Below are 22436 nucleotides of genomic sequence, written 5' to 3'. Positions count from 1 at the left end.
ACGGCACCACCGTCGACTGGACCCAGTCCTTCACCCACCACCCAGCCCACACCGTCGACCTCCCCACCTACCCCTTCCAACACACCCGCTACTGGACCACGGCACCCGTGGTCCAGCAGCCCGACGCGACCCACGCGCCGTTCTGGCAGGCCGTGGAGGCGGGTGACACGGCCGCTCTCGCGGAGCTCGTGGGCGCCGAGGACGGGAACGCGGTCGCCGCGGTACTGCCCGTCCTCGCCGACTGGCACCGTCGGCGTACGGAGCACAGCCGGCAGGCGTCCTGGCGCTACCTGGACGGCTGGCGTCCGCTGCCGGGACCCGCCGTTCCCGGTCTGAGCGGGAGCTGGTTCGTCGTGGCGGGCCCGGAGCAGGAGGAGTTCGCGTCCGCCGCCACGCGGATGGTCGAACGGCACGGCGCCCGTGCGGTGGCGCTGCCCGTGGAGGAGGGCGGCGTCGAACGGGCCGCGCTGGCCCGCCGTATCAGCGCTCAGGCCGCGGACGTAGCGGATCTGTCCGGTGTGCTGTCGCTGCTGCCCGCCCGGTACGGCGCCGATCCCGTCGGCGGCCGACCGGCCCTCGGCACCCTCGTGCTGGCGCAGGCGCTGGCCGACGCCGAGGTGACCGTGCCGCTGTGGGCGGTCACCCGCGGTGCGGTCACCACCGGAGACGGGGACCCGGTCACCGCCCCCGCCCAGGGGCAGGTCTGGGGCCTCGGCCAGTCCGCCGAGCTCGAACTGCCGAACTGGGGCGGCCTGATCGACCTGCCGGCCGACCTCGACGACCGTGTGCTGGCCCACTGGGCGGCGGCGCTGGGCGGACTCGGCGAACACGGCGACGAGAACCAGTTGGCCGTGCGCGCGAACGGGCTGCTGGCGCGCCGGCTGCTGCCCGCGCCCGCCCGGGACACCGGCCGGGTGACCCGCTGGTGCCCGCACGGTTCCGTCCTGATCACCGCCGGAACCGAGCCACTGGGCGCTCGCGTGGCCCGTGCGCTGGCCGACGCCGGCGCCGGGCATCTGATCCTGACGACGGCCCCCGGAACCACCGGCGGCTCCGAGGCCGCCGCCCTCACCGCCGACCTGCGGGCCGCGGGCGCCAAGGTCACCCTCGTCCCCTGCGATCTCGCCGACCGCGCGGCGGTGGCGGCCGTCCTGGACGCCGCGCCGGCCGACGCCCCGCTCACCGCGGTCGTGCACGCCGCCGGTACGCGCGAGGAGGCGACGCTCGGGTCGCTGACGCCGGAGCATCTCGAACGTGCCGTACGCGAACGGGTCACCGGGGCCTGGCATCTGCACGAGCTGACCGCCGACCGCGATCTGACGGCGTTCGTGCTCTTCTCCTCCATCGCCGGACGGTTCAGCGCGGGCCTCGGCCTCGGCTCGTACGCCGCGGCCGCCGCCCACCTCGACGCCCTGGCCGCCCAGCGGGCCGGTCTGGGGCTGCCGGTCACGGCCATCGGCTGGGGACTGTGGGAGGACGAGGTGGTCGCGGGAGCCGACCCGGACACCGCGGCCGACCGTCTGCGCAGGCTGCGTGACCGCGGTACGCCCGCCCTGCCCGCTCCGGCCGCCGTCGCCGCGCTCGACGGTGCCCTGGATCGCGGTGACCGTCTCGCGGTCGTCGCGGACGTCGACTGGGAGCGGCTGCTCGGCAAGCTGGCGGTGGGCCGGCCGGCGCCCCTGCTGTCGGAGGTGCCCGAGGTCCGCCGACTGGTCCGGGCCCCGGCCGTGGCCGAGGGACCGTCCGCGGGATCCGCACTGGGCGGACTCGCCGGGCGTCCGGACGCGGAGGTCCGGAAGCGCGTGCTCGACGCGGTGCGGGCGGCGATCGCGGCGGTCCTGGGCGTCGACCCGACTTCCGTGTCACCCCGGCGCGGGTTCCTCGAACAGGGACTGGACTCCGTCACCACTCTCGAGCTGCGCAACCGTCTGGTCGCCGTCGGCGCGCCCGGCGTCACGGCCCGCACGATCTTCGAGCTGCGCACTCCCGAGGCCTTGGCCGACCATGTCACGGCACGCTTGACCGGCGAACCGGCCCAGGTGTCCGGCGCCTTGCGGGAGACCGGCCCCCAGGCCGAGGCCGCCCCCCAGGACGCCGCCGCACAAGACGCCGAGACCGAGGACACCGGCACCGCGGACCGTACCGGGATCGGCTCCGCCGGTGCATCGGACCGTCCTCCGGTCACCCCCGCGGGCCGCCCTCTCGCCACCCTCTTCACCGAGGCCGGGCAGCACGGCCGGACCGCCGAGTTCGCCGCGGCCCTGCTCGACTTCTCCCGCTCCCGTCCCGCCTTCACCGACCCCGACCCCGCCGACCTGCCCCAGCCCGTACTGCTCGCCGAGGACGCCCGGCGGGACGACGGTCGGCCGGTCCTCCTGTGCTTCCCGTCCGTCCTCGCGAACTCCGGCCCTCACCAGTACGCCCGGTTCGCCGCGCAGTTCGCCGGAACCCGGGACGTGACCGCCTTCGCGCTGCCCGGCTACCTGCCCGGACAACGGGTCCCCGCGGACCTCGGCCCGCTGATCGAGGCCGCCGCCCGGGCCGTACGCGCACAGGCCGCCGGCCGGCGCTACGTTCTCGTCGGCTACTCCTCGGGCGGGCTCCTGGCCCACGCGGTCGCCCGTCACCTGGAGACGCACGACCCGAGGCGCCCCGACGGACTCGTCCTCATCGACGCCGGCGGCCCCGAGGCCCTGACGACCGCTGCCGGGCCCGCGCTGCTGCGCGGCATGGCCGAGCGGACCGGCGAGCTGATCGAGCTGGACGACACCCGGCTCACCGCGATGGGCGCCTACCTGCGGGTCCTCGGCGACGCCGAACCGCAGCACTCCCGGACGGCGACGCTGCTGCTGCGGGCCGAGGCCCCGGTGCCGGGTCTGCCGGCGGAAACCGAGTGGCGGGCCCGCTGGCCGCACGCCCACTGGTCCGTCGATGTGCCGGGCAACCACTTCGACGTCATCCAGGACTCCGTGGAACACACCGCGCGGGCCGTCGACCACTGGCTTGCCACGGCGCTTGCCCAGGCCTGAGCCGGTCCCGTTTCTGATCCCCTCCGCAGGCGAACGCCTGACGGCGCACCTCGACGCGCACACCTCAAGCCGAACAAGGAGCCACCACCATGACAACACCGGTGCTGATCGTCGGCGCCGGGCCGGTCGGCCTGGCAGCGGGCTGCGAGCTGCTCAGACTGGGCGTACCCGTCCGGATCCTGGACGCGGCCGCGGACCGGCCCAAGGGCACCCGCGCCCTCCAGCTGTGGCCGCCGGCCCTCGACGTACTGCGCGGTCTGGGCCTGCTCGACTCCGCGGAGAGCCGCGGGCTGCGGGTACGGACCATGAGCTACCACCTCGCCGGCAGCCGACGGCTGCAGGTCGCCCTCGGCTCCGCCAACGAACCCCTGCTGCTGCCCCAGGAACAGACCAACGCCCTGCTGGAGGAGCGCCTGGAGGAACTCGGCGGCAAGGTCGAACGGTCCGCCGAGGTCACCGAGGTCCGCACCCGCGCCCACGGCGTCAGCGTCGAGGTGCGGGGGCCGGCCGGCACCGAGACCCTGCATGCCGACTGGCTGATCGCGGCGGACGGCGTGCGCAGCCGGGTCCGCGAGCAGCTCGGCATCGAGTTCGCCGGCGACCGCGTCCCGATGACCTTCCTGCTCGCCGAGGGCAGCATCGTAGGCTCCTACGAGAGCGGCCACGTGCACTACTTCTTCGGCCGCACCGGCGCGCTGGTCTTCGCGCCCATGCGGAACGGGAACGTGCGGATCGCCGCCGCGGTCCCCGAGGACACGCCGCTGACTCCCGAGTCGGTGCAGACGCTGCTCGACGAGCGGGGCCCGGGCGGGCTGCGTGTCGGCCGTCTGGACGCGCTGCGCACCTTCACCAGCTCCGAGCGGATCGCCGTACCGCTGCGCCGGGGCCGCTGCTTCCTCGTGGGCGACGCGGCACACACCCACTCGCCCGTGGGCGGGCAGGGCCTCAACCTGGGGCTCCAGGACGTGCACAACCTGGCGTGGAAGCTCGCCGCGGTCATCCACGGACGGCTCACGCTCGCCATCCTCGACAGCTACGAACGCGAACGGCGACAGGCCGCGGAGCAGATCGTGCACACCACCCACCAGATGATCCGCATGTTCACGCTCGGCCCCGCCGCGGCCCGGGTGCGCAATCTGTCCTGGCGCGGGCTGGACGCCACCGGTGTGCTGCGCCGCTGGTTCGTACCGTTGCTCGCGGGCTGGCGGATCCGCTACTCCGGGTCGCTGTCCGCGGACGGCTCGGCCTCCCGGCTGCCCAGCCGCGGCCCCGCGCTGCTGCTGAAGAACCTCCCGCCGGCCGGCGCCCGCACCCCGCACTGGGTGCCCCGCACCGGTCCCGACGTCCAGTCCGCGTTCCGGCTGCTGACCCTGGGCTCGCCGGCCGGCGAACTGGTGCGCAGGGGACGGGCGATGGCGTCACGCCGTTCCGGACTGCTCACCCACGACCACCTGCCGCGCCGCGGCGCCGGCTTCCTGCTGCTGCGGCCCGACGGCTATGTGGCGGTCAGCGGCACCACACCGTCCGGCCTGGACCGGGTCGAGGACCTGCTCGACCGGCTCGCCGCCGCAGAGAGGAGTGAGGCCTGATGGGGACGGGCACGATCACGACCGAGACGTCCGGCGAGGGTCCCGTCGAGGAGCTTTTGCGGCTCAAGCGCACCGCCCGCGAGGGCGGCGACCCCGCCGGCACCGAACGCCAGCACGCCAAGGGCAAGCTGACCGCGCGTGAACGCATCGACCTGCTGCTGGACGAGGGGTCGTTCCAGGAGATCGAGCAGCTGCGCCGGCACCGGGCCTCCGGGTTCGGCATGGAGACGAAGAAGCCCTACACGGACGGTGTCGTCACCGGCTGGGGCACGGTCGAGGGCCGTACGGTCTTCGTCTACGCGCACGACTTCCGTATCTTCGGCGGTGCGCTGGGCGAGGCCCACGCGGCCAAGATCCACAAGCTGATGGACCTCGCAGCGGCGGCCGGCGCGCCCCTGGTGTCCCTCAACGACGGCGCCGGCGCCCGCATCCAGGAGGGCGTGACCGCGCTCGCCGGCTACGGCGGGATCTTCCAGCGCAACACCCGCAACTCCGGGGTCATCCCGCAGATCAGCGTGATGCTCGGCCCGTGCGCGGGCGGAGCGGCCTACAGCCCCGCCCTGACCGACTTCGTGTTCATGGTCCGCGAGACCTCGCAGATGTTCATCACCGGCCCGGACGTCGTCCAGGCCGTCACCGGCGAGCAGGTCTCGCAGAACGGGCTCGGCGGCGCGGACGTGCACGCCTCCGTCTCCGGCGTGTGCCATCTGGCCTACGACGACGAGGAGAGCTGCCTGACTGACGTCCGCTACCTGCTGTCCCTGCTGCCCGCCAACAACCGTGAACTTCCGCCGTACGTCCCCACCGACGACCCCGCCGACCGGCGCACCGACCGGCTGCTGGAGCTGGTGCCGGCCGACCCCGGAATGTCGTACGACATGCGCGCCGTCATCGAGGAGATCGTCGACGACGGCGAGACGTTCGAGGTGCACCCCACCTGGGCGACCAACATCCTGTGCGTGCTCGCCCGGCTGGACGGCAATGTCATCGGCGTCGTCGCCAACCAGCCAAGTGCGATGGCCGGAGTCCTCGACATCCACGCGAGTGAAAAAGCCGCCCGCTTCGTGCAGATGTGCGACGCCTTCAACATCCCGATCCTCACCCTGGTCGACGTCCCCGGCTTCCTGCCCGGTGTGGACCAGGAGCACGGCGGGATCATCCGGCACGGCGCGAAGCTCCTGTACGCGTACTGCAACGCGACCGTGCCCCGGGTCTCCCTCATCACGCGCAAGGCCTACGGCGGCGCCTACATCGTCATGGACTCCCGGTCCATAGGCGCGGACGTCGCCCTCGCCTGGCCGTCGAACGAGATCGCGGTGATGGGTGCGGAGGGCGCCGCGAACGTCATCTTCCGGCGGGACATCGCCGCCGCCGACGATCCCGAGGCGGTCCGCCGACAGAGGATCAAGGAGTACAAGGCCGAGCTGATGCACCCCTACTACGCGGCCGAGCGAGGGCTCGTCGACGACGTCGTCGACCCGGCGGAGACCCGTGCCACGCTCGTCGCCACGTTCACGATGCTGCGGACGAAACACGCCGACCTGCCCTCGCGCAAGCACGGGAACGCGCCCGCATGAGCGGCGCCGGCGTCCCCACGGACCTTACGTCGGTGCTGCGGGTCACCCGGGGCAACCCCACCGCGACCGAGCTGGCCGCCGTCACCGCCGTGCTGCTCGCCGCACGAGCACGGGCGAGTGACCTCGTCGAACCTCCCAACCCGTCCGCCGCACAGGCGGGTTGGGAGCGGGCGCCGCTCCCCGGCGGCCCCCTCGCGGCCCATCGCCCGGCCGCATCCTGGCAGGCGTCCCGCCCGGTGCCCCGTCCCTGATCAGGGGCCCCGTCTGCCGGGTCAGGGGTTGGAAGTAGGGGTCGGCCGTTTCTAGCGTCGCTTTCCGGAAGTCCCGGAACGCATCCCGGACGTGACAAGGAGTCCACTCATGAACTCGGGGTCTGACGACCGTTCGAGCGCGCCCGCTCGCGGAATCCTCCCCGGCCTCCTCTCCGGCCGGCTCCGCTGGGACGCGCTGGACCCCTTCCCGGAGCGCACCCCCGAGGAGCGGTCGGCCGACGACAAGACCGTCGCCGACATCACCACCTTCTACGAGCGGCGCGTCGACCCGGAGGAACTCGACCGCACCCGCACCCTCCCGGAGGGCTTCCTCGACGCCCTGCAGCTGCAGGGCTACCTCAGGCTGGGCGTCGGCCCCGACCTCGGCGGTCTGGGCCTGTCCCCGTACGCCGTCTTCGAGGCCGTGGCCCGCGCCGCACAGCGGTCCGTGGCCGCCGCCCAGATCATGGCGATCCAGGCCGGTGTCGGCGCCCCCGCCATGCTGCCCGCCCTGCCGGAGGGCCCGTTGCGCGACCATGTGCGCCGGCGGATCGCCGAGGGCACCGTCTCCGGGTTCGGCGACACCGACCACGCCGGGCAGAACAACTCCCGGCCCGCGCTCACCGCGACACCCACCACGGACGGCACGGCCTACGAGCTGACCGGCGACAAGCTCTTCATCGGCAACGGCCCCGTGGCCGACCTGCTGCCCGTCTCGGCCGTGCTCGACGACCCCGACCGGCGGCGCGTCGGGGTCTGCTTCGTCGACACCCGCACCCCGGGCTTCCAGGTCACCTCCCGCATCGAGTTCATGGGCAGCAGGGGCCTGCCGAACGGCGCGCTGCGGCTGGAGAAGGTACGGGTGCCCCGCGAACACGTCCTGGTCGAGGGGGACGGAGACCGGCTGCCCGCCGCGATCGGCTTCCTCGGCCTGGTCGGCCGGCTGCACTTCACCGGCGCTCCCGCCCTCGCGATCGCCCGCAACTGCGCGGAGTGGTCCCGGGACTTCGTCGTCCGGCGCACCGTCGACGGGCGCCCGCTCGGGGGCTACGACGAGATCCAGCGGCTCGTGGCCACCACCGTCGCCGAGGTGTACGCCATGGAGAGCGTGGCCCGCCTCAGCCTGATCGGTGCCGGTCCGAGCGACCGCTGGCTGGAGCAGTTCCTCGCCAAGAACGTCCTGGTGCGCACGGCCGGGCGAATCGCGGACCGGACCGTGTCCCTGCTGGGCGCCGAGGGCTTCGAGACGGTGGCCAGCAAGCGCCGCCGCGGGGCCCCGGACCTGCCCGTGGAGCGCGCCTACCGGGACGCCCGCGGGCTGCGCATCGCGGGCAACGTCGACTTCCAGCTCGACAACCAGGGCGCCCAACTGCTGCTCGCCGCCTTCCACCGGGCGCCGGACACCGGCCGCGCCGACCCCCCGGCCGACCTGGGCCTGTCCACGGCTGTGGACGCCCAGCTCACCGATGCCAACCGCGCCCATCTCGCGGCACTGGCCCGGTACACCGCCGGCCTCACCCGTACCTGCCGGGAGCTCTCCGACAGCCACGGCGACCTCACCGACCTCTACGAACACGAGGGCGCCCTCGTCCTCGTCGCGCGGATCGCAGCCGAGCTGCTCACCATGAGCGCCGCCCTGGCCCGCGCCTCCCACATCACCCGCACCGGGGCGGACGACGGCGCCCAGGCCCTGGCCGACCTGTACTGCACAGGCGCCCGGCACCGTCTCGAGGCCGCCCGGCGCCGGCTGAGCGCCGTGCGTTCCGGCACGGAACCCGACCACGCGGCGATCAGCCGCGCCTGGCTGTCCGCCCCCGGACGCGACCGAGAGGCACCCCAGCGATGACCACCGAGACCACCGCACGTCAACTGCCCGACGTCCTGGGCGGATTCGACCTCACCGACCAGTCCGGCTACGCGGCCGGCCTGCCCTACGACCTCTTCGCCCGGCTCCGCCGCGAGGCACCGCTGCTGTACCACCCCCCCGGGCACAGCGCCGACCGCGAGGGCTTCTGGGTGCTGACCCGCCACGCCGACATCGCCTTCGTCACCACCGACCCGGCGTTCTCCGCCCAGGGCGGCGGTGGACGCAAGGGCGGCGGCACCCATCTCGACGACATGCCCGTCGGCGTCCACGCCGGAGTGCTGCTGCCGATGATGGACAACCCCCGCCATGACGCGATCAAGCACCTGCTGACCCCATCCGTGACCGGACGCGCCGTCGCCGCCCTCGAAGCACGCCTGCGCGCCCTTGCCTCGGAGCTCGTGGCGGACGCCGTGGCCCGGGGCAGCGCCGAGTTCGTCGAGGACGTGTCCGTGCCCTTCGCCCTGGGCGCCATGGCCGTCCTCCTCGGCGTGCCCGAGAGCGACTGGGAGCTGCTCACCGGCTGGGTGCGCGAGGTCCTCGGCTTCACCAACCGGCGCACCGGCGAACCCGACGCCAGGTCGGCGGCGGTCTTCCGCGCCATGCAGGAGTACTTCACCGACTTCGTCGGCGCCCGACGTGACACGCCCGGCGACGACCTCGGTGCCCTGATCTCCGCCGGCGACCTCCCGCCCGGGACGGGCCTGCCCCCGCTCACCGACGCCGAACGGGCCGGCAACGCCGTGCTGTTCCTCGTCACCGGCTTCGAACAGCCCCGCAACACCATCGCCGCCGGCGTCCAGGCGTTCACCGACTTCCCCGACCAGTGGCGGCTGCTGCGCGCCGACCGCGGCCTGCTGCCCGGCGCCGTCGAGGAGATCCTGCGCTGGGCCCCGGCCAACCCCTACAACCGCCGTACCGCCGTACGCGACGTACGACTGCACGGCGAGACCATCCGGGCGGGCGACAAGGTGACCGTGTGGTGGCCCTCGGCCAACCGCGACGAGGCCGTCTACGACGAGCCCGACCGCTTCGACATCCGGCGCACCGTCAACCCGCACATGTCGTTCGGTCACGGCCCGCACTACTGCCTCGGCGACGAGGTCGGCCGGCTCCTCATCCGGATGGTGCTCGAGGAACTGCTCGAGCGCGCCCGCGAGATCCGTCCCGCCGGCCCGGTGCGCTGGGGCGCCAACAACAAGCACACCGTCCTGCTCGACTTGCCGGTCGAGTTCACCGCTGACTCCAAGGGAACCCCGTCATGACCGAGACGCTGTCCGAACTCACCGGCACCGGACCCAGGGTGCTGCCGTACGACCCCTTCGACCCGGCCTTCCACTCCGACCCGTACGCCGTCTACCGGGCGCTGCGTGAGACGAGCGGCAACGTCATTCCCACCGAGGCCGGCTACGCCGTGCTCGGTCACCGGGAGCTGTCCGCCGTCCTGCGCGACCCGCGCTTCGGCCGGGGCGACGGCGCCGGCGTGCAGGACACCTACATACCCACCTCGGAAGGCCAGTCCCGGGTGGTGATGTTCATGGATCCGCCGGATCACACCCGGCTGCGCTCCCTGATCAACAAGGCCTTCACGCCCCGCATGGTGGAGGCCGTACGGCCCCGGGCGGAGGAGTTCGCAGCCGGTCTCCTCGACCGGCTGCGCCGGGAGAGCGACGGCGCGCCGGTCGATCTGGTCGCCGAGTACTTCCGGCCGCTGGGCGCCTACGTCCTCAACGTCCTCGTCGGTGTCCCGGACAAGTACCTGGAGCGCTGCATCGAGTACGGCAACGACGCCGGCCGTGGACTCGACCCCAACTACACGCTCTCCCCCAAGGAGCTGGAGGCGCGGATCGCGGCCCGCGAGGGCTACGTCGAGATATCCCTGGAGCTCATCGCCGCGCGCCGCGCCAAGCCGGAGAACGACCTGATGAGCCAGCTGGTCGCGGTCGAGCAGGACGGGGACAGGCTCACCGAGGTGGAGTTGCTGACCACCGCCGCCAACATCTTCCTCGCCGGCTTCAGCGCACCCCAGGCCATGATGGGCGTCTCCGCGCTGGCCCTGCTGCGCCATCCCGGGCAACTGGCCTGGTTCCGCGCCCACCCCGAGCACACCGCGCGCTCCGTCGAGGAACTGATGCGCTACGACTCCGCCGTCCAGCTGATCAACCGCACCGTCCTCGAGGACGCCGAGATCGGCGGCACCGAGGTCAAGGCCGGCGACGAGGTCTTCATGGTTCTGGGCGCCGCGAACCGCGACCCCGAGGCCTACGACCGTCCGGAGGAGCTGGACTTGACCCGCCCGTCGGTCCGGCACCTCGGCTTCGGCCACGGCATCCACTTCTGTGTCGCGGCCCCCATCGCACGCCTGGTCACCCAGGTCGCGCTGACCACACTCTTCCGGCACGAGGTGGACGCCGTCACGCTCACCCCGCCCACCAACGGCGCGGTGGCCGTGCGCAGTCTCGCCGAACTGCCGGTCCTCCTGGGTCCGACCAGGTAACTCCCCCATCCGAACAGAGAGGTACCCATGAGCCACGACTACCAGGCGATCGTCGACAAGTTCATCGACGTCGCCAACGAGGCGGACGACACCCGCCGACGGGCCCTGATCGACGCGCTGTTCACCGAGGACGCCGAGTACTGTGACCCCGACGCCCAACTGGTCGGCCGGGACGCCATCGACGCCTATCTGGGCCGGCTGAGCAAGAACTTCCCGCCCGGTCTGTCGTTCGCGCTGACGGCCAAAGTCAACGGCCACCACGACCAGGCGCGCTTCTCCTGGCAGTTCGGCCGCCCCGGAGCAGCGGTCGCGGGCGGCACCGACGTCATCATCCTCGAGGGCGACCGCGTCAAGCGCCTGCACGCCTTCTTCAACTGATCCGGCCCGCAGAACGTGCCGTCCCGGCTTCCCGCCGGGGCGGCCCTTCGCCGTACCCGCACAGCGCCGCGACACCCCGCGGACATAGGGGTTCCACCCCTCCGACCTGGGGTTGTCGGTAGGGGGCGACCGTTCCTACGGTCATGGTCAGAGCCGCTCGCCCGCTCATCCCCCGCGTGGGCGAGCGGCCGTCACACTCCCGTCCCTTGGGGCACCCCCTCTCTCCACCCGGCCCGGAGTCCGCCACGCGGGCCCGGATGCCGTCCCCGCCGCACCGGCGAGGAGAGACCGAACGGTGTGTTCCTCCACGAGCGCCGCACCGCCCCGCATCCTCAGAAAGAAGGCAGACCGTGGTCACTTCCGACACCCGATCGCCACGGTGGTCCGGGCTGACGCTCGCCCTGCTGGCGTTCACCCAGTTCATCGTCACGATCGACTACAACATCGTGTACGTCGCCCTCCCCGACATCGGGCGCGAACTGGGCTTCACCGCCCAGACGCTGCAGTGGGTCGTCAGCGCCTACGCCGTCGCCCTCGGCGGCCTGCTCCTGCTCGGCGGCCGCGCGGTCGACCGCATCGGCCCGCGCCGCATGCTCGTCACCGGCCTGGTCATCTACGCCGTCTCATCGCTCACCGGCGGGCTGTCCGGCGACCCGGAGCTGCTCGTGGCCGCCCGGGCCGTGCAGGGCGTGGGCGGCGCGCTGCTCACCCCGGCGACCCTGATGCTGATCTTCACCCACTTCGCCGCGGGCCCCGAGCGCAACCGGGCCACCTCCGTGTGGGGCGCCATGGGCGGCGCCGGCCTCGCCGCGGGCTCGCTGCTCGGCGGTGTCCTCACCAACTCGCTGGGCTGGGAGTGGGTGTTCTTCGTCAATGTCCCGCTCGCCCTGATCGCCGCCCTCGCCGCGCCGAACATCCTGCCCGCCGACCGGCCCGGCAGCGGCCGCAGCTTCGACGCGGTCGGCGCGATCATCGCCACCGTGGGCTCCACGCTGTTGGTGTTCGGCCTGGTCAGCGGCCCCGACAAGGGCTGGGGTTCGATCGAGGGCGCCGGCGCCCTGGTCGCCGGTCTGGTGTTGCTGGCCGTCTTCGTCCTGGTCGAGAAGGCCACCGACGACCCGCTGGTCCCGCTCCAGCTGTTCAAGCTGCGCGGCCTGAACGTCGCCATGCTCGCGATGATCGTCTTCCAGGCCTCGCTGGGCGGCACCTACTACCTGCTCACCACCTACCTCCAGGACGTGCTCGGCTACAGCCCGCTCGCGGCGGGCCTCGCGTTCCTGCCGCCGACCGTGGTCTCCATGGCCGTCTCCATGAAGCTGAACGCCAAGGCCCTCGGCAAGTTCGGTGTCCGCACCACGCTGTTCTGGGGCACGGTGGTCACCGGTCTCGGCCTGGCCGCGATCATCGCCGGCATGACCGCCGACGGCTCCTACTGGACCGTCCTGCCGGGCATCGTGATCTGGGGCTTCGGCGGCGGCTTCGCCTTCCCGTCCCTGTTCGTGGCCGTCGCCATGTCCGGTGCCGCACCCGCCCAGCAGGGCGTCGCCTCCGCGCTGGCCTCCACCTCCCGCCAGATCGGCGGCGCGCTGGGCCTGGCCGCCCTGGTCGCCATCGTCAACGCCGGACTGCACACCACCGCCGCCGTGCCCCCGGCCGCGGACCTCGTCGACGGCCTGCGCACGGCCGGCTGGGTCGCCACGGTCGCCACGTTCGTCGGCGCGGCCATCGGCCTCGGCCTGAGGAAGCAGCCCCGCCCGGCCGCCGCCCCGGCCCCGTCCGGCAAGGCCGATGCCAAGGCGGTCGCCGCCGCCGAGTGACGGCATCCCGACCACGCCCCCCAGCAACCGAGGAGAACCTGTCATGAAGTGGAACGACATATACGTCAGCGCGTCGGCCGCCTGGCTCGGCCGCCCCGAGGACGTCGACGTGGCCGTCGCCGAGGGCCGCTACGACGCCGAGGAGCGCCGCGACGACGACTACCGCAGTGTGCGGGTCGCCGGTGACGAGACACCGGCCGACATGGCCGTCGCCGCCGCGCGGCGTGCCCTGTCCCGCTCCGCGGTGCCGCACGAGGACTTCCACCTCGTGGCGCACGCCAGCGTCGGCTTCCAGGGACTCGACCACTGGGCCCCGCCGTCCTACATCCAACAGCGCACCGTCGGCGGCAATGGCTCGGCGCTGGAGGTCAAGCAGGCCTCCAACGGTGGCATGGCGGCCATCGAGCTCGCCGCGGCCTACCTGTCCGCGCGCACCGGCCCCGCCGCCGCGCTGGTGACCACCGCCGACAAGTACCACCTGCCGGTCTTCGACCGGTACCGCTCCGACAAGGGCATGCTGCGCGGTGACGGCGCCAGCGCGGTCGTCCTCACGCGCGGTTCCGGCGTGGCCCGGCTGCTGTCGACCACGGTGATCGGCGACGCCAGCCACGAGGGCGTCTACCGCGGCGGACAGGGCTTCGCCGACCACATCGGCTCCGAGGGCTGGCCGGTGGACCTGCGCAGCCGCCTGAAGACGTACCTGCAGAGCGGCGCCGACGTCCGGGAGATCGTCCATCTGCTGACGGTGCGTCAGCAGGAGGTCATGCAGTCCGCGCTGGCCGACGCCGGGGTCAAGGTGGAGGACGTGGCACGCTTCGTCTTCCCCAACGCCGGTCGCACGGTCGTCGACTGGGACTTCCGCAAGCGGGAGTTCGGCATCGACGAACCTCGCACCACCTGGGAGTGGGGCCGCGGCATCGGGCACATCGGCGCCGGCGACCAGGCCGCGGGTCTCAGCCACCTCCTGGAGACCAAGGCGGTCCGTCCGGGCGATGTCGTCGTCCTCTCCGGCATCGGCGCCGGGTTCACATTCAGCTGCGCCGTCCTGGAGATCGTCGAACAGCCCGAGTGGGACAGCAGCACCGACTGACGCCGGGCCGCCAGGGGGCGGGCGGGACGGCCGTGACCGATCTGCCGAGTGCCGGTCCGCCGCCCGGCCCGCCCCGGGCCGTCGCTCACGACAGCGGCACGCACCCGCACACCCCGCGAACCGCTCCGCGCGCACCTCGTTTCCCACGCGCCCGGTACGCATGAAGGAGACCGCATCATGCATCAGGAAGCCGACAACCCGTGGGTCCGGCTCTTCACGCCGTGTCCGCCGAGCGCCCCCCGGCTCATCTGCTTCCCGCACGTCGGCGGAGCCGCCAGCGCCTATGTCGCGCTCTCGCGTGCCCTCGCCCCCCACGTCGAGGTACTCGCCCTGCAGTACCCCGCCCGGCAGGACCGCCGCCACGAGCCGCACCCGGGCAGCATCCCGGCCCTCGCCGAGGGGGTCGCCGGTGCCCTGCGCACCGCCCTCGACGGCCGGCCGTACGCCTTCTTCGGCCACAGCATGGGTGCGCTGCTCGCCTTCGAGACCGCCCGCCGGATGACCGCCGCAGGCGCCCGCGGCCCCGTCCGTCTCTTCGCCTCGGCCCGTCGCGCGCCGAGCGTGCCGCGTGCCGAGGCCGTGCACCTGCGCGACGACGCCGGACTGCTGGCCGAGCTCCGCCGGCTGAGCGGAACCGGCCGGCAGATCCTGGAGGACGAGGAGTTGCTCGCCCTCGCCCTGCCCGTCATCCGCGCCGACTACCGGGCCGTGGAGACCTACCGGTACGCCCCCGGGGCGCCGCTCGACTGCCCCGTCACGGTCTTCGCGGGGGACCGCGACACCGAGACGGACACGCCGGACCTGGTCGCCGAATGGGCCGGCCTCACGACCGCCGAAACCGACCTGCGCGTCTTCTCCGGCGGGCACTTCTACCTCGACGGCCGGGCGGAGGAAGCCGCCGCCGAGATCGTCGCGCGCCTGCGGACCGTTGCCGCGGACCGGAGCCCGGTGTGAACGGGGCGCGCGGGCGGCTGCTGGCCGTCAGCGACCTGCACGTCGCCAAGGACGCGGGCCGCCCACTCGTCCAGCGCCTGCGCCCCGGTACGGACGACGACTGGCTGCTGGTCGCCGGGGATGTGGGCGAGCGGTTCGCCGACGTGGAATGGGCGCTGCGGCTGCTGCGCGACCGCTTCTCCCAGGTCGTCTGGGCCCCCGGCAACCGCGACCTGTCGACCGGGCCGGACGACCCGGTCCAGCTGCGCGGCGAGGAGCGCTACCGGGCCCTGGTGGCGCTGTGCCGCACTCTCGGAGTGACCACCCCGGAGGACCCGTACCCGATCTGGCCCGGACCGCACGGCCCGTTCGCGATCGTCCCGTTGTTCCTCCTGTACGACCACAGCTTCCGCGATCCGGCCACCGCGAGCGTCGGCGAGGCGGTCCTGCAGGCCCACGAGGCGGGCGTGGTCTGCCCGGACGAGTTCCTCCTGCACACGGAGCCCTTCGCCGGCCCCGTCGACTGGTGCCACGCACGTGTCCGCGCCACCCGCGCCCGCCTCGACGCGCTGGACCCGTCCCTGCCCACCGTCCTGGTGAACCACTTCCCCCTGATCAGGGAGCCGACCGAAGCCCTGCCCTGCAGGGAACTCGCGCAGTGGTGCGGTACGGACCGCACCCGCGACTGGCACCGCCGCTACCGAGCGGCAGCCGTCGTCTACGGCCACCTGCACATCCCGCGCACCTCCTGGCACGACGGCGTCCCGTTCCAGGAGGTCTCCCTGGGTCACCCCCGCGACTGGCGCCACCGCGCGGGCGACGTGACGGGCGTGCCACGGATCGTGCGGCTCGCGGAGCCGGACCGGCAGACGGCCGGCGGTACCGCGGGGCGGGCCGGGGAGCCGGTCGCCGACGTCAGCCGATACCGGCGTCGACCAGTGGATACACCGTGGTCAGCTCGCCGCGCCGGGTGACGCCCAACTTGCGGTAGATCCGCGTCAGATGCTGCTCGACGGTGCTGACGGTGATGAACAGACGGCTCGCGATACGACGGTTGCTGAACCCGGCGGCGGCCAGTGCCGCGACCCGGTGCTCCGCCTCGCTCAGCCCGGCCGCCGCCGACTCCGTGCCCTCCTCGGCCTCAGCTCCGACCGCGGTCAGCTCTGCGGAGAGAACCCGGTCGACGTCCCGCACCCCGCACGCGCGTGCGAGCCGGTGACTCTCGGCGAGCGTTACAGCTGCGGCCGCCGTGTCTCCCGCCGCCCGTTGCGCATCGGCCAACCCGGCCAGCGCGTGCGCCAGTTCCAGCCGCGTTCCCGTGGCCCGCAGGACCTCGCACGCCTGCTGGTACAACTCGAGCCGGTTCACTCCGTCGGCGGCCGCGGCGAGCAGCCGCAGCGCCGGCCCCCGGCCCCGGGCGTCGTCCCCGCCGGTCTGGCCCAGCTCGGCGTAGACCAGCTCCCGGGCCCGCATCGGCTGCCCCGCCGCCAGATGGGCCCGTGCCATGTCCAGCCGCCACGCCATGTGCCCGGGCAGGGCGACACCCCACTGGGCGGCCAGCTCGCCCATCAGTTGGAACTCCTTCAGCGCGGCCCGGTGTCCGCCCACGGCGAGCAGGTAACGCCCGCGCGCCTGGAGGTGGTAGAAGGCGATCGGGCTCTGGAACAGCGCGTCGGGTACCTCCGCGCCGATGAGCGCGTCCACCTCCTCGTAGTCGCCACGTGCCACGAGCGCCTGCACCAGGATGCCCAGCGGCACCGCGATCCGGACCCCCCAGGCTTCCGCGGGCACCACCTCGAGGGCGGTCCGCGCGAACCGTACGGCGTCGTCCAGATCGCCGCCGTACAGCGCGATCTCGGCGCGCAGCGCGGCAAGCAGTCCGTGCCACATCGGGATGCCGCGTCGAGCCGCCTCGGCGGCCAGCCGGTCGCAGGAGCTGCGAGCCAGATCCAGCCGCCCCTGGTGGATGAGGGCGACGAGCGCGCTGACGCACAGCATGACCGTACGTTCGTCGAGTGCGCCCCGGCGCAGGGCGCGCTCCGCAGCCATCTCGGCTCCGGCCGGGGACTCCGGGCAGAGCACCAGCGCCAGCAGCAGGGCTGCCTCCGCCTGGGAGTCGGCGCCGGCCGGACCCGAGGCCACCTCCTGCCGGCCGAGCTCGCGCACCGCTGCGGGATACAGGGCGGACAGCCACAGCCGGGACGCGTACAGCAGGGACCGCTCGGTGTGCGTGAGCCGGTCCTGCTGTGCGGCCACTCGCTGGATGGCGTCGAAGGCGTCCTCGAAATGGCCGAACCACAGCAGCGGAGAGACGAGTGACAGGGTGTCACGGGCGCTGAGACGCCCCTCGCGGGAGGCGTGCACGACCTCGGGCAGATGCCGCAGGGCCTGCACCGGATCGGCCTGCCATTCGGCCCGCACCCGCAGTGCCGACGCGGCGGCGAGCTGCCGCTCGTCGGAGGACGAGCGGCCGAGCAACCGCACGTAGTCGACCGCCTCCTGCGGTGCGCCCTCGGCCGTGGCGCGTTCGGCAGCCTCGTGGAGCAGGGGCAGGGCCCACGGATCGTCCGTGCCGCCGGCCTCGACGAGGTGCCGCGCCACCATGCGCGGGGGTGCTCCGTCCGCGTGCAGCACCCGCGCGGCACGTGCGTGCAACCGCCTGCGTTCCTCAGGGGCCGTCTCGCCGAGCAGCAGACGGGGGACGGCGGGGTGCCGGAAGTCGTCGTCGCGCAGCAGTCCCGCGCTCTCGGCGAGCCGCAGATGCCAGGCACAGGTGAGTTCGTCCAGCCCGGCCAGTTCCGCCAGCACCTCGGGCCGCGCACCCGGTTCGAGTGTGGCGAGCGCCCGCAGCACGCCGGCGGTGGTCTCACCGCAGCCCCTCAGCAGCGCGGTCAGCGCCCGCCGGAAGCCGTGTCCGGTCATCGCGCGGGACACGTCGTGCGGTTCCGGCGCTGCCCCGAGCTCCGTCGACAGTGCCTCCAGAAGCAGGGGATGACCACCCGTCACCGCGACCGCCTCGGCGGCCACGGCGCGGGCCAGACCGAGCTGCTCGGCGACGTTGTCCACCGTCAGCAGAGGCAGGTCGACGGTGTGGCACTGCGACTCCAGGGTCCGCAGGGAACGGCGCAGCGCATCGGGGTCGGCACCCTGGCCGGAGTCCCCGACCAGGAGAAGGGTGCGTGGCCGCCGGAGTCGTCGCAGCACCGCGGTCAGGCAGTGCCAGGACGGGCCGTCGACGAATCGGGCGTCGTCGAGGACGACGACGAGCGGTCGTCCGCTGCCCGCCACCAGGGCGGTGAGCGCCAGCGCGGCTTCGTGCAGCAGCCGCTCCGGCGGCGCCCCGGCCGGCACCGGCTCCCGCAGCAGCCGCCGCAGCTCCTGTTCGTCCCCGAGGCCGCCGTCCGCGCTGCCGTGCAGCAACTGGCGCAGCACGCCGAAGGGCACCGACCGCTCCTCCGGATCACCGGATCCCGTCATCACCAGCGGCGAGGGTCCCCCGTCGCGGGGCTCGGCGGCGCGCTCGGCGAAGGCTCGCAGCAGTGTCGACTTCCCGCTGCCCACCGGCCCGGCAACCACCGCTACTGGTCCCGCACCCTGGCGGGCCTGCTCCAGCAGGTTCGTCAGCCGCTCCAGTTGGTCCTCATGCGCGACGAACATATTCGCCCCCGTCGAGTCTGTACGCCTGCCCCCATTAAAATACCTTCATGAAGGTATTGCAACTGAGTGGTCGAGGCGATCCGGCACCGCGGTGACTGCCATCAGGGGGTTGTGACACCGGGGTGAACGGTCCCCTGACAGCGCGCAGGGGCGGAGGGCCGGTCGGCCCTCCGCCCCTGCGCGCCTCGGCCCGCTTGCCGCCTCGAGAGGACGGGCCCGTGACCCATGGGAGTCATGCCGTACAGCGCACGTAACGGCGAATGCGTCACGCACCCCTGGGTCGAAGTCCCGCACCCGGTGCCCGAAGTCGCGCAGCCCCCGGCTGAAGTTCCGCGCGCCCGCGCCGAGTCGGTGCGCGCGCCCCGTGTGAACCGTTCGCACGCGCCGGGGCCATGCGCGCGCTCCCGGCGCACTTGGTTGCGCAGTCAACTGGAAACCGCCCCGCTCAGGACGACGGCTCCTGCGCGGTACGGGCCGCCGGTCCACCCAACCCCGCCCTCGGCCGGCGGCCCCGGCGTTCCAGCGCGTGCGGCCGGAGCGTGTTCACAGGAATGCAACACCCGTTCCCAGTATGCGGACAGTTGCCGACGTGACCTCGACAAACGAGACGTCGGGCTGTCAATCTCCCGCCATGCACCTCGCCCCTCGCGCACTGCGCCGCGCCGTCGCCGCGGCATCCATCGCCCTGCTCGCCACGGCCGCCGGCTGCGCGCCGCAGCCGGAGGAGAAGGCGAGCGACAACGCCTCGGGATCGACCGGCAGCACTTGCGCCAAGGGCAAGTTGGCCACCAAGACCTCCGGCAGGCTGACGATCGCCACCGACGAGCCCGCGTACGAGCCCTGGTTCAAGGACGACAAGCCGGCCAACGGCAAGGGCTTCGAGTCGGCGGTCGCCTACGCCGTCGCCCAGCAGCTCGGGTACGGCAAGAGCGCGGTCGTCTGGCAGAGCGTCCCCTTCAACAAGGCCTTCGCTCCCGGCGAGAAGACCTTCGACTTCGACATCAACCAGGTGTCGATCAGCGCCGAGCGCAAGAAGGCCGTTGACTTCTCGTCCGGCTACTACGACGTGCGTCAGGCCGTCATCGCGCTCAAGGGCAGCAAGGCCGCCAAGGCGACCGGCATCGCGGACCTCAAGGGCCTCAAGCTGGGCGCCCAGGTCGGCACGACCAGCCTGAACTACATCAGCGACGTGGTGAAGCCGTCGCAGCAGGCGGCCGTGTACTCCAAGAACGACCAGGCCGTCTCCGCCCTCAAGAACCGCCAGGTCGACGCGATCGTCACCGATCTGCCGACCGCGTTCTACGTCACCGCGGCCCAGGTGACCAACGCCAGGATCGTCGGCCAGTTCGAGAACCAGGGCACCACGCCCGAGCAGTTCGGGCTCGTCCTCGACAAGGGCAGCGCCCTCACGTCGTGCGTGTCGTCGGCCGTGGACGCCCTGCGCAAGGACGGCACGCTGGCGAAGCTGGAGAAGCAGTGGCTGTCCGACGCCGTCGACGCTCCGGTGCTCAAGTGACGCTCCTGAAGGACGACTCGGGCCGGGAGGGCGCGGACGGCGGGGGCGGCACGCCGGGCGCGGACGACGCGTACGTCCCCTCGGAGCGGCGTCTGGACCGGGAGCGCCACAAGCGTGCCCGGGCCCGCCGCGCGACCGCCATCGCCGCCCTGTCCACCCTCGTAACGGCCGTCGTGCTGTACGTGGTCGTCGTCAACGCGCCCGGCTGGCCGCGCACCAAGGAGACCTTCTTCGACGCGCACTACGCGCGCGAGGCCTTGCCCAAGGTCCTCGAAGGGCTGTGGCTCAACGTCCGGTTGCTGCTGATCTGCGGCGTGCTGGTGCTGGTACTGGGCATGCTGATCGCCATCGCGCGCACCCTGCCCGGGCCGGTGTTCTTCCCGCTGCGGGTGCTCGCGGCCGCGTACACGGACTTCTTCCGCGGTCTGCCGCTGATCATCAACCTGATGATCGTGATCTTCGGCGTGCCCGCGCTGCGGCTCCAGGGCGTGACGGTCGACCCGGTGCTGCTCGGCGGTACGGCGCTGACGCTGACGTACTCGGCCTACGTCGCCGAGGTGTTCCGCGCCGGCATCGAGTCCGTCCATCCCTCGCAGCGGGCCGCGGCCCGCTCCCTGGGCCTGACCAACCGGCAGGCGCTGCGGTACGTGGTCCTCCCCCAGGCCGTACGCCGTCAGGTGCCGCCCCTGCTGAACGACCTCGTGTCCCTCCAGAAGGACACCGGTCTGGTGTCGATCGGCGGCGCGATCGACGCCGTGCGCGCGGCCGACATCATCGCGCAGCGCAGCATGAACTACACGTCGTACATCGTCGCGGGTCTGGTCTTCGTGGCGCTGACGATCCCCATGACGCGCTTCACGGACTGGGTGACGGCGCGGATGGACCGGCAGCGCGCCCAAGGAGGAGCGGTATGAGCGACGCCCCCGTGCTGCGCATGGAGTCCGTGCGCAAGACCTTCGGCGGCTCCGTGGTGCTGCGGGACGTCGACCTGGAGGTCGCCCCGCACACGGTGACCGCGCTGATCGGTGCCTCTGGTTCGGGCAAGTCGACGCTGCTGCGGTGCGCGAACCTGCTGGAGGAGATCGACGACGGCGCGATCTGGCTGGACGGCGAGGAGATCACGGACCCGCGCGTCGACCAGGACGCTGTACGGCGCCGTATCGGCGTGGTCTTCCAGGCGTACAACCTGTTTCCGCACATGACCGTGCTGGAGAACATCACCCTTGCCCCGCGGCGGGTCCACGGCGCGTCCCGCGAGGAGGCCGAGGAGCGTGCCGGAGAGCTGCTGGAGCGGCTCGGGCTCGGCGAGAAGGCCCACGCTTACCCGGACCGGCTGAGCGGCGGCCAGCAGCAGCGTGTGGCCATCGTGCGCGCCCTCGCCGTGCGGCCCCGGCTGCTGCTGCTCGACGAGATCACCGCCGCGCTCGACCCGGAGCTCGTCGGCGAGGTGCTCACCGTCGTGCGCGACCTGAAGGACGACGGGATGACCATGGTGCTGGCGACGCACGAGATGGGCTTCGCCCGGGACGTCGCCGACCAGGTCTGTTTTCTGGACGGGGGTGTGGTCCTGGAGCGTGGTACGGCCGAGCAGGTCTTCGGCGACCCGCAGCAGGAACGCACACGGCGTTTCCTGCGACGGATCGTCGAGGCGGGGCGGCTGTAAGGAGGGCTGTAAGGGGCGCCCTCCTGGCGAGCGGGAGTTACGCCGGGAGCGTTCGTTACGCCTCGGCCTGCGCGGGACCCGCCAGTGCCGCCACCCGCTCCACGCCGAAGACGTATCCCTGGACACCACAGCCGGCGATGACGCCGTCGGCGCGCAGCGACACGTAGGAGTGGTGCCGGAAGGACTCACGCTTGTGGATGTTGGAGATGTGGACCTCCAGCACGGGCAGTCCGTCACAGGTGTTGAGTGCGTCCAGGATTGCCACGGACGTGTGGGAGTAGGCGCCGGGGTTGATGACGATCCCGCAGTGGTTCAGCCGTGCCTCGTGGATCCAGTCGACCAGCTCGCCCTCGTGGTTGGACTGCCGGAAGTCCACCGTGCCGCCGTGCGCGGCCGCGGCCTTGGCGCACAGGGCCTCCACGTCGGCCAGGGTGTCCTTGCCGTAGATCTCGGGCTGCCGCTGGCCGAGCAGGTTCAGGTTGGGCCCGTTGAGGATCATGATCGGGGCGTTGGCCAGGGTGCGGGGCACGGTTCCTCCGGTCCGGTCGGATGAGGCGATCCACCTGGACCGCTGT

17 protein-coding genes are annotated in these 22436 nt (G+C 72.8%); 15 read left to right on the top strand and 2 right to left on the bottom strand.

Features of this window, described 5'->3' with window-relative positions:
• From ACIGDI_RS36240 to ACIGDI_RS36185, 12 genes are all read left to right on the top strand, one after another.
• On the top strand, positions 1-3029 hold a 3029-nt coding region (locus ACIGDI_RS36240; protein WP_399905933.1), incomplete at its 5' end, for an SDR family NAD(P)-dependent oxidoreductase.
• 89 nt (positions 3030-3118) lie between these two features.
• Positions 3119-4618: an FAD-dependent oxidoreductase gene (locus tag ACIGDI_RS36235; RefSeq protein ID WP_399905930.1), complete on the top strand. Its 1500-nt coding sequence runs from the start codon at positions 3119-3121 to the stop codon at positions 4616-4618.
• A complete protein-coding gene (locus tag ACIGDI_RS36230; protein WP_399905928.1) occupies positions 4618-6195 on the top strand; it encodes an acyl-CoA carboxylase subunit beta in 1578 nt (525 codons plus the stop codon). The genes ACIGDI_RS36235 and ACIGDI_RS36230 overlap by 1 nt, the downstream gene beginning before the upstream one ends.
• Positions 6192-6446: an acyl-CoA carboxylase epsilon subunit gene (locus ACIGDI_RS36225; protein ID WP_399905925.1), complete on the top strand. Its 255-nt coding sequence runs from the start codon at positions 6192-6194 to the stop codon at positions 6444-6446. The genes ACIGDI_RS36230 and ACIGDI_RS36225 overlap by 4 nt, the downstream gene beginning before the upstream one ends.
• Positions 6447-6555: 109 nt before the next feature.
• Positions 6556-8292: an acyl-CoA dehydrogenase family protein gene (locus ACIGDI_RS36220; protein WP_399905923.1), complete on the top strand. Its 1737-nt coding sequence runs from the start codon at positions 6556-6558 to the stop codon at positions 8290-8292.
• Positions 8289-9575 carry a cytochrome P450 gene (locus tag ACIGDI_RS36215; RefSeq protein WP_399905920.1) on the top strand — a complete coding sequence of 429 codons (1287 nt, stop codon included), beginning with the start codon at positions 8289-8291 and terminating at the stop codon, positions 9573-9575. Before ACIGDI_RS36220 ends, ACIGDI_RS36215 begins: the two co-directional genes overlap by 4 nt.
• On the top strand, positions 9572-10807 hold the full coding sequence (locus ACIGDI_RS36210; protein ID WP_399905917.1) for a cytochrome P450: 1236 nt from the start codon (positions 9572-9574) through the stop codon (positions 10805-10807). Before ACIGDI_RS36215 ends, ACIGDI_RS36210 begins: the two co-directional genes overlap by 4 nt.
• Before the next feature lie 27 nt (positions 10808-10834).
• A complete protein-coding gene (locus ACIGDI_RS36205; RefSeq protein WP_399905914.1) occupies positions 10835-11185 on the top strand; it encodes a nuclear transport factor 2 family protein in 351 nt (116 codons plus the stop codon).
• Between the two features lie 350 nt (positions 11186-11535).
• Positions 11536-13002, top strand: coding sequence for an MFS transporter (locus ACIGDI_RS36200; protein ID WP_399905911.1), 1467 nt, complete (start codon positions 11536-11538; stop codon positions 13000-13002).
• 43 nt (positions 13003-13045) lie between these two features.
• A complete protein-coding gene (locus tag ACIGDI_RS36195) occupies positions 13046-14092 on the top strand; it encodes a ketoacyl-ACP synthase III family protein (RefSeq protein ID WP_399905908.1) in 1047 nt (348 codons plus the stop codon).
• A 177-nt stretch (positions 14093-14269) separates the two neighbouring features.
• The gene (locus ACIGDI_RS36190) at positions 14270-15046 is read left to right on the top strand and encodes a thioesterase II family protein (protein ID WP_399905905.1); all 777 of its coding nucleotides are present in this window, start codon (positions 14270-14272) and stop codon (positions 15044-15046) included.
• Positions 15043-15999 carry a metallophosphoesterase family protein gene (locus ACIGDI_RS36185; RefSeq protein WP_399905902.1) on the top strand — a complete coding sequence of 319 codons (957 nt, stop codon included), beginning with the start codon at positions 15043-15045 and terminating at the stop codon, positions 15997-15999. The genes ACIGDI_RS36190 and ACIGDI_RS36185 overlap by 4 nt, the downstream gene beginning before the upstream one ends.
• Here ACIGDI_RS36185 and ACIGDI_RS36180 read toward each other — a convergent pair.
• On the bottom strand, positions 15941-18682 hold the full coding sequence (locus ACIGDI_RS36180) for an AAA family ATPase (RefSeq protein WP_399905899.1): 2742 nt from the start codon (positions 18680-18682) through the stop codon (positions 15941-15943). The two genes, ACIGDI_RS36185 and ACIGDI_RS36180, sit on opposite strands and share 59 nt — an antisense overlap.
• Positions 18683-19313: 631 nt before the next feature.
• On the opposite strand from ACIGDI_RS36180, the gene ACIGDI_RS36175 reads away from it, so the two are divergent.
• From ACIGDI_RS36175 to ACIGDI_RS36165, 3 genes are read left to right on the top strand one after another with little or no spacing between them, the layout of a single operon-like run.
• On the top strand, positions 19314-20198 hold the full coding sequence (locus ACIGDI_RS36175) for an ABC transporter substrate-binding protein (RefSeq protein ID WP_399905896.1): 885 nt from the start codon (positions 19314-19316) through the stop codon (positions 20196-20198).
• Positions 20195-21112: an amino acid ABC transporter permease gene (locus ACIGDI_RS36170; RefSeq protein WP_399905894.1), complete on the top strand. Its 918-nt coding sequence runs from the start codon at positions 20195-20197 to the stop codon at positions 21110-21112. The genes ACIGDI_RS36175 and ACIGDI_RS36170 overlap by 4 nt, the downstream gene beginning before the upstream one ends.
• The gene (locus ACIGDI_RS36165; RefSeq protein WP_399905891.1) at positions 21109-21861 is read left to right on the top strand and encodes an amino acid ABC transporter ATP-binding protein; all 753 of its coding nucleotides are present in this window, start codon (positions 21109-21111) and stop codon (positions 21859-21861) included. The genes ACIGDI_RS36170 and ACIGDI_RS36165 overlap by 4 nt, the downstream gene beginning before the upstream one ends.
• 55 nt (positions 21862-21916) lie before the next feature.
• Here the strand turns inward: ACIGDI_RS36165 and aroQ are convergent, their stop codons facing one another.
• Positions 21917-22390 carry a type II 3-dehydroquinate dehydratase gene (aroQ, locus tag ACIGDI_RS36160; protein WP_272175572.1) on the bottom strand — a complete coding sequence of 158 codons (474 nt, stop codon included), beginning with the start codon at positions 22388-22390 and terminating at the stop codon, positions 21917-21919.
• Positions 22391-22436 lie beyond the last annotated feature (46 nt).

It is taken from the genome of Streptomyces sp. NPDC085900 (assembly GCF_044540925.1).
GTDB classification, from domain to species: Bacteria; Actinomycetota; Actinomycetes; order Streptomycetales; family Streptomycetaceae; genus Streptomyces; species Streptomyces gilvifuscus.
The sequence above is the reverse complement of the archived record's forward strand: the minus strand, read 5'-3'. Positions and strand labels throughout refer to the sequence as shown.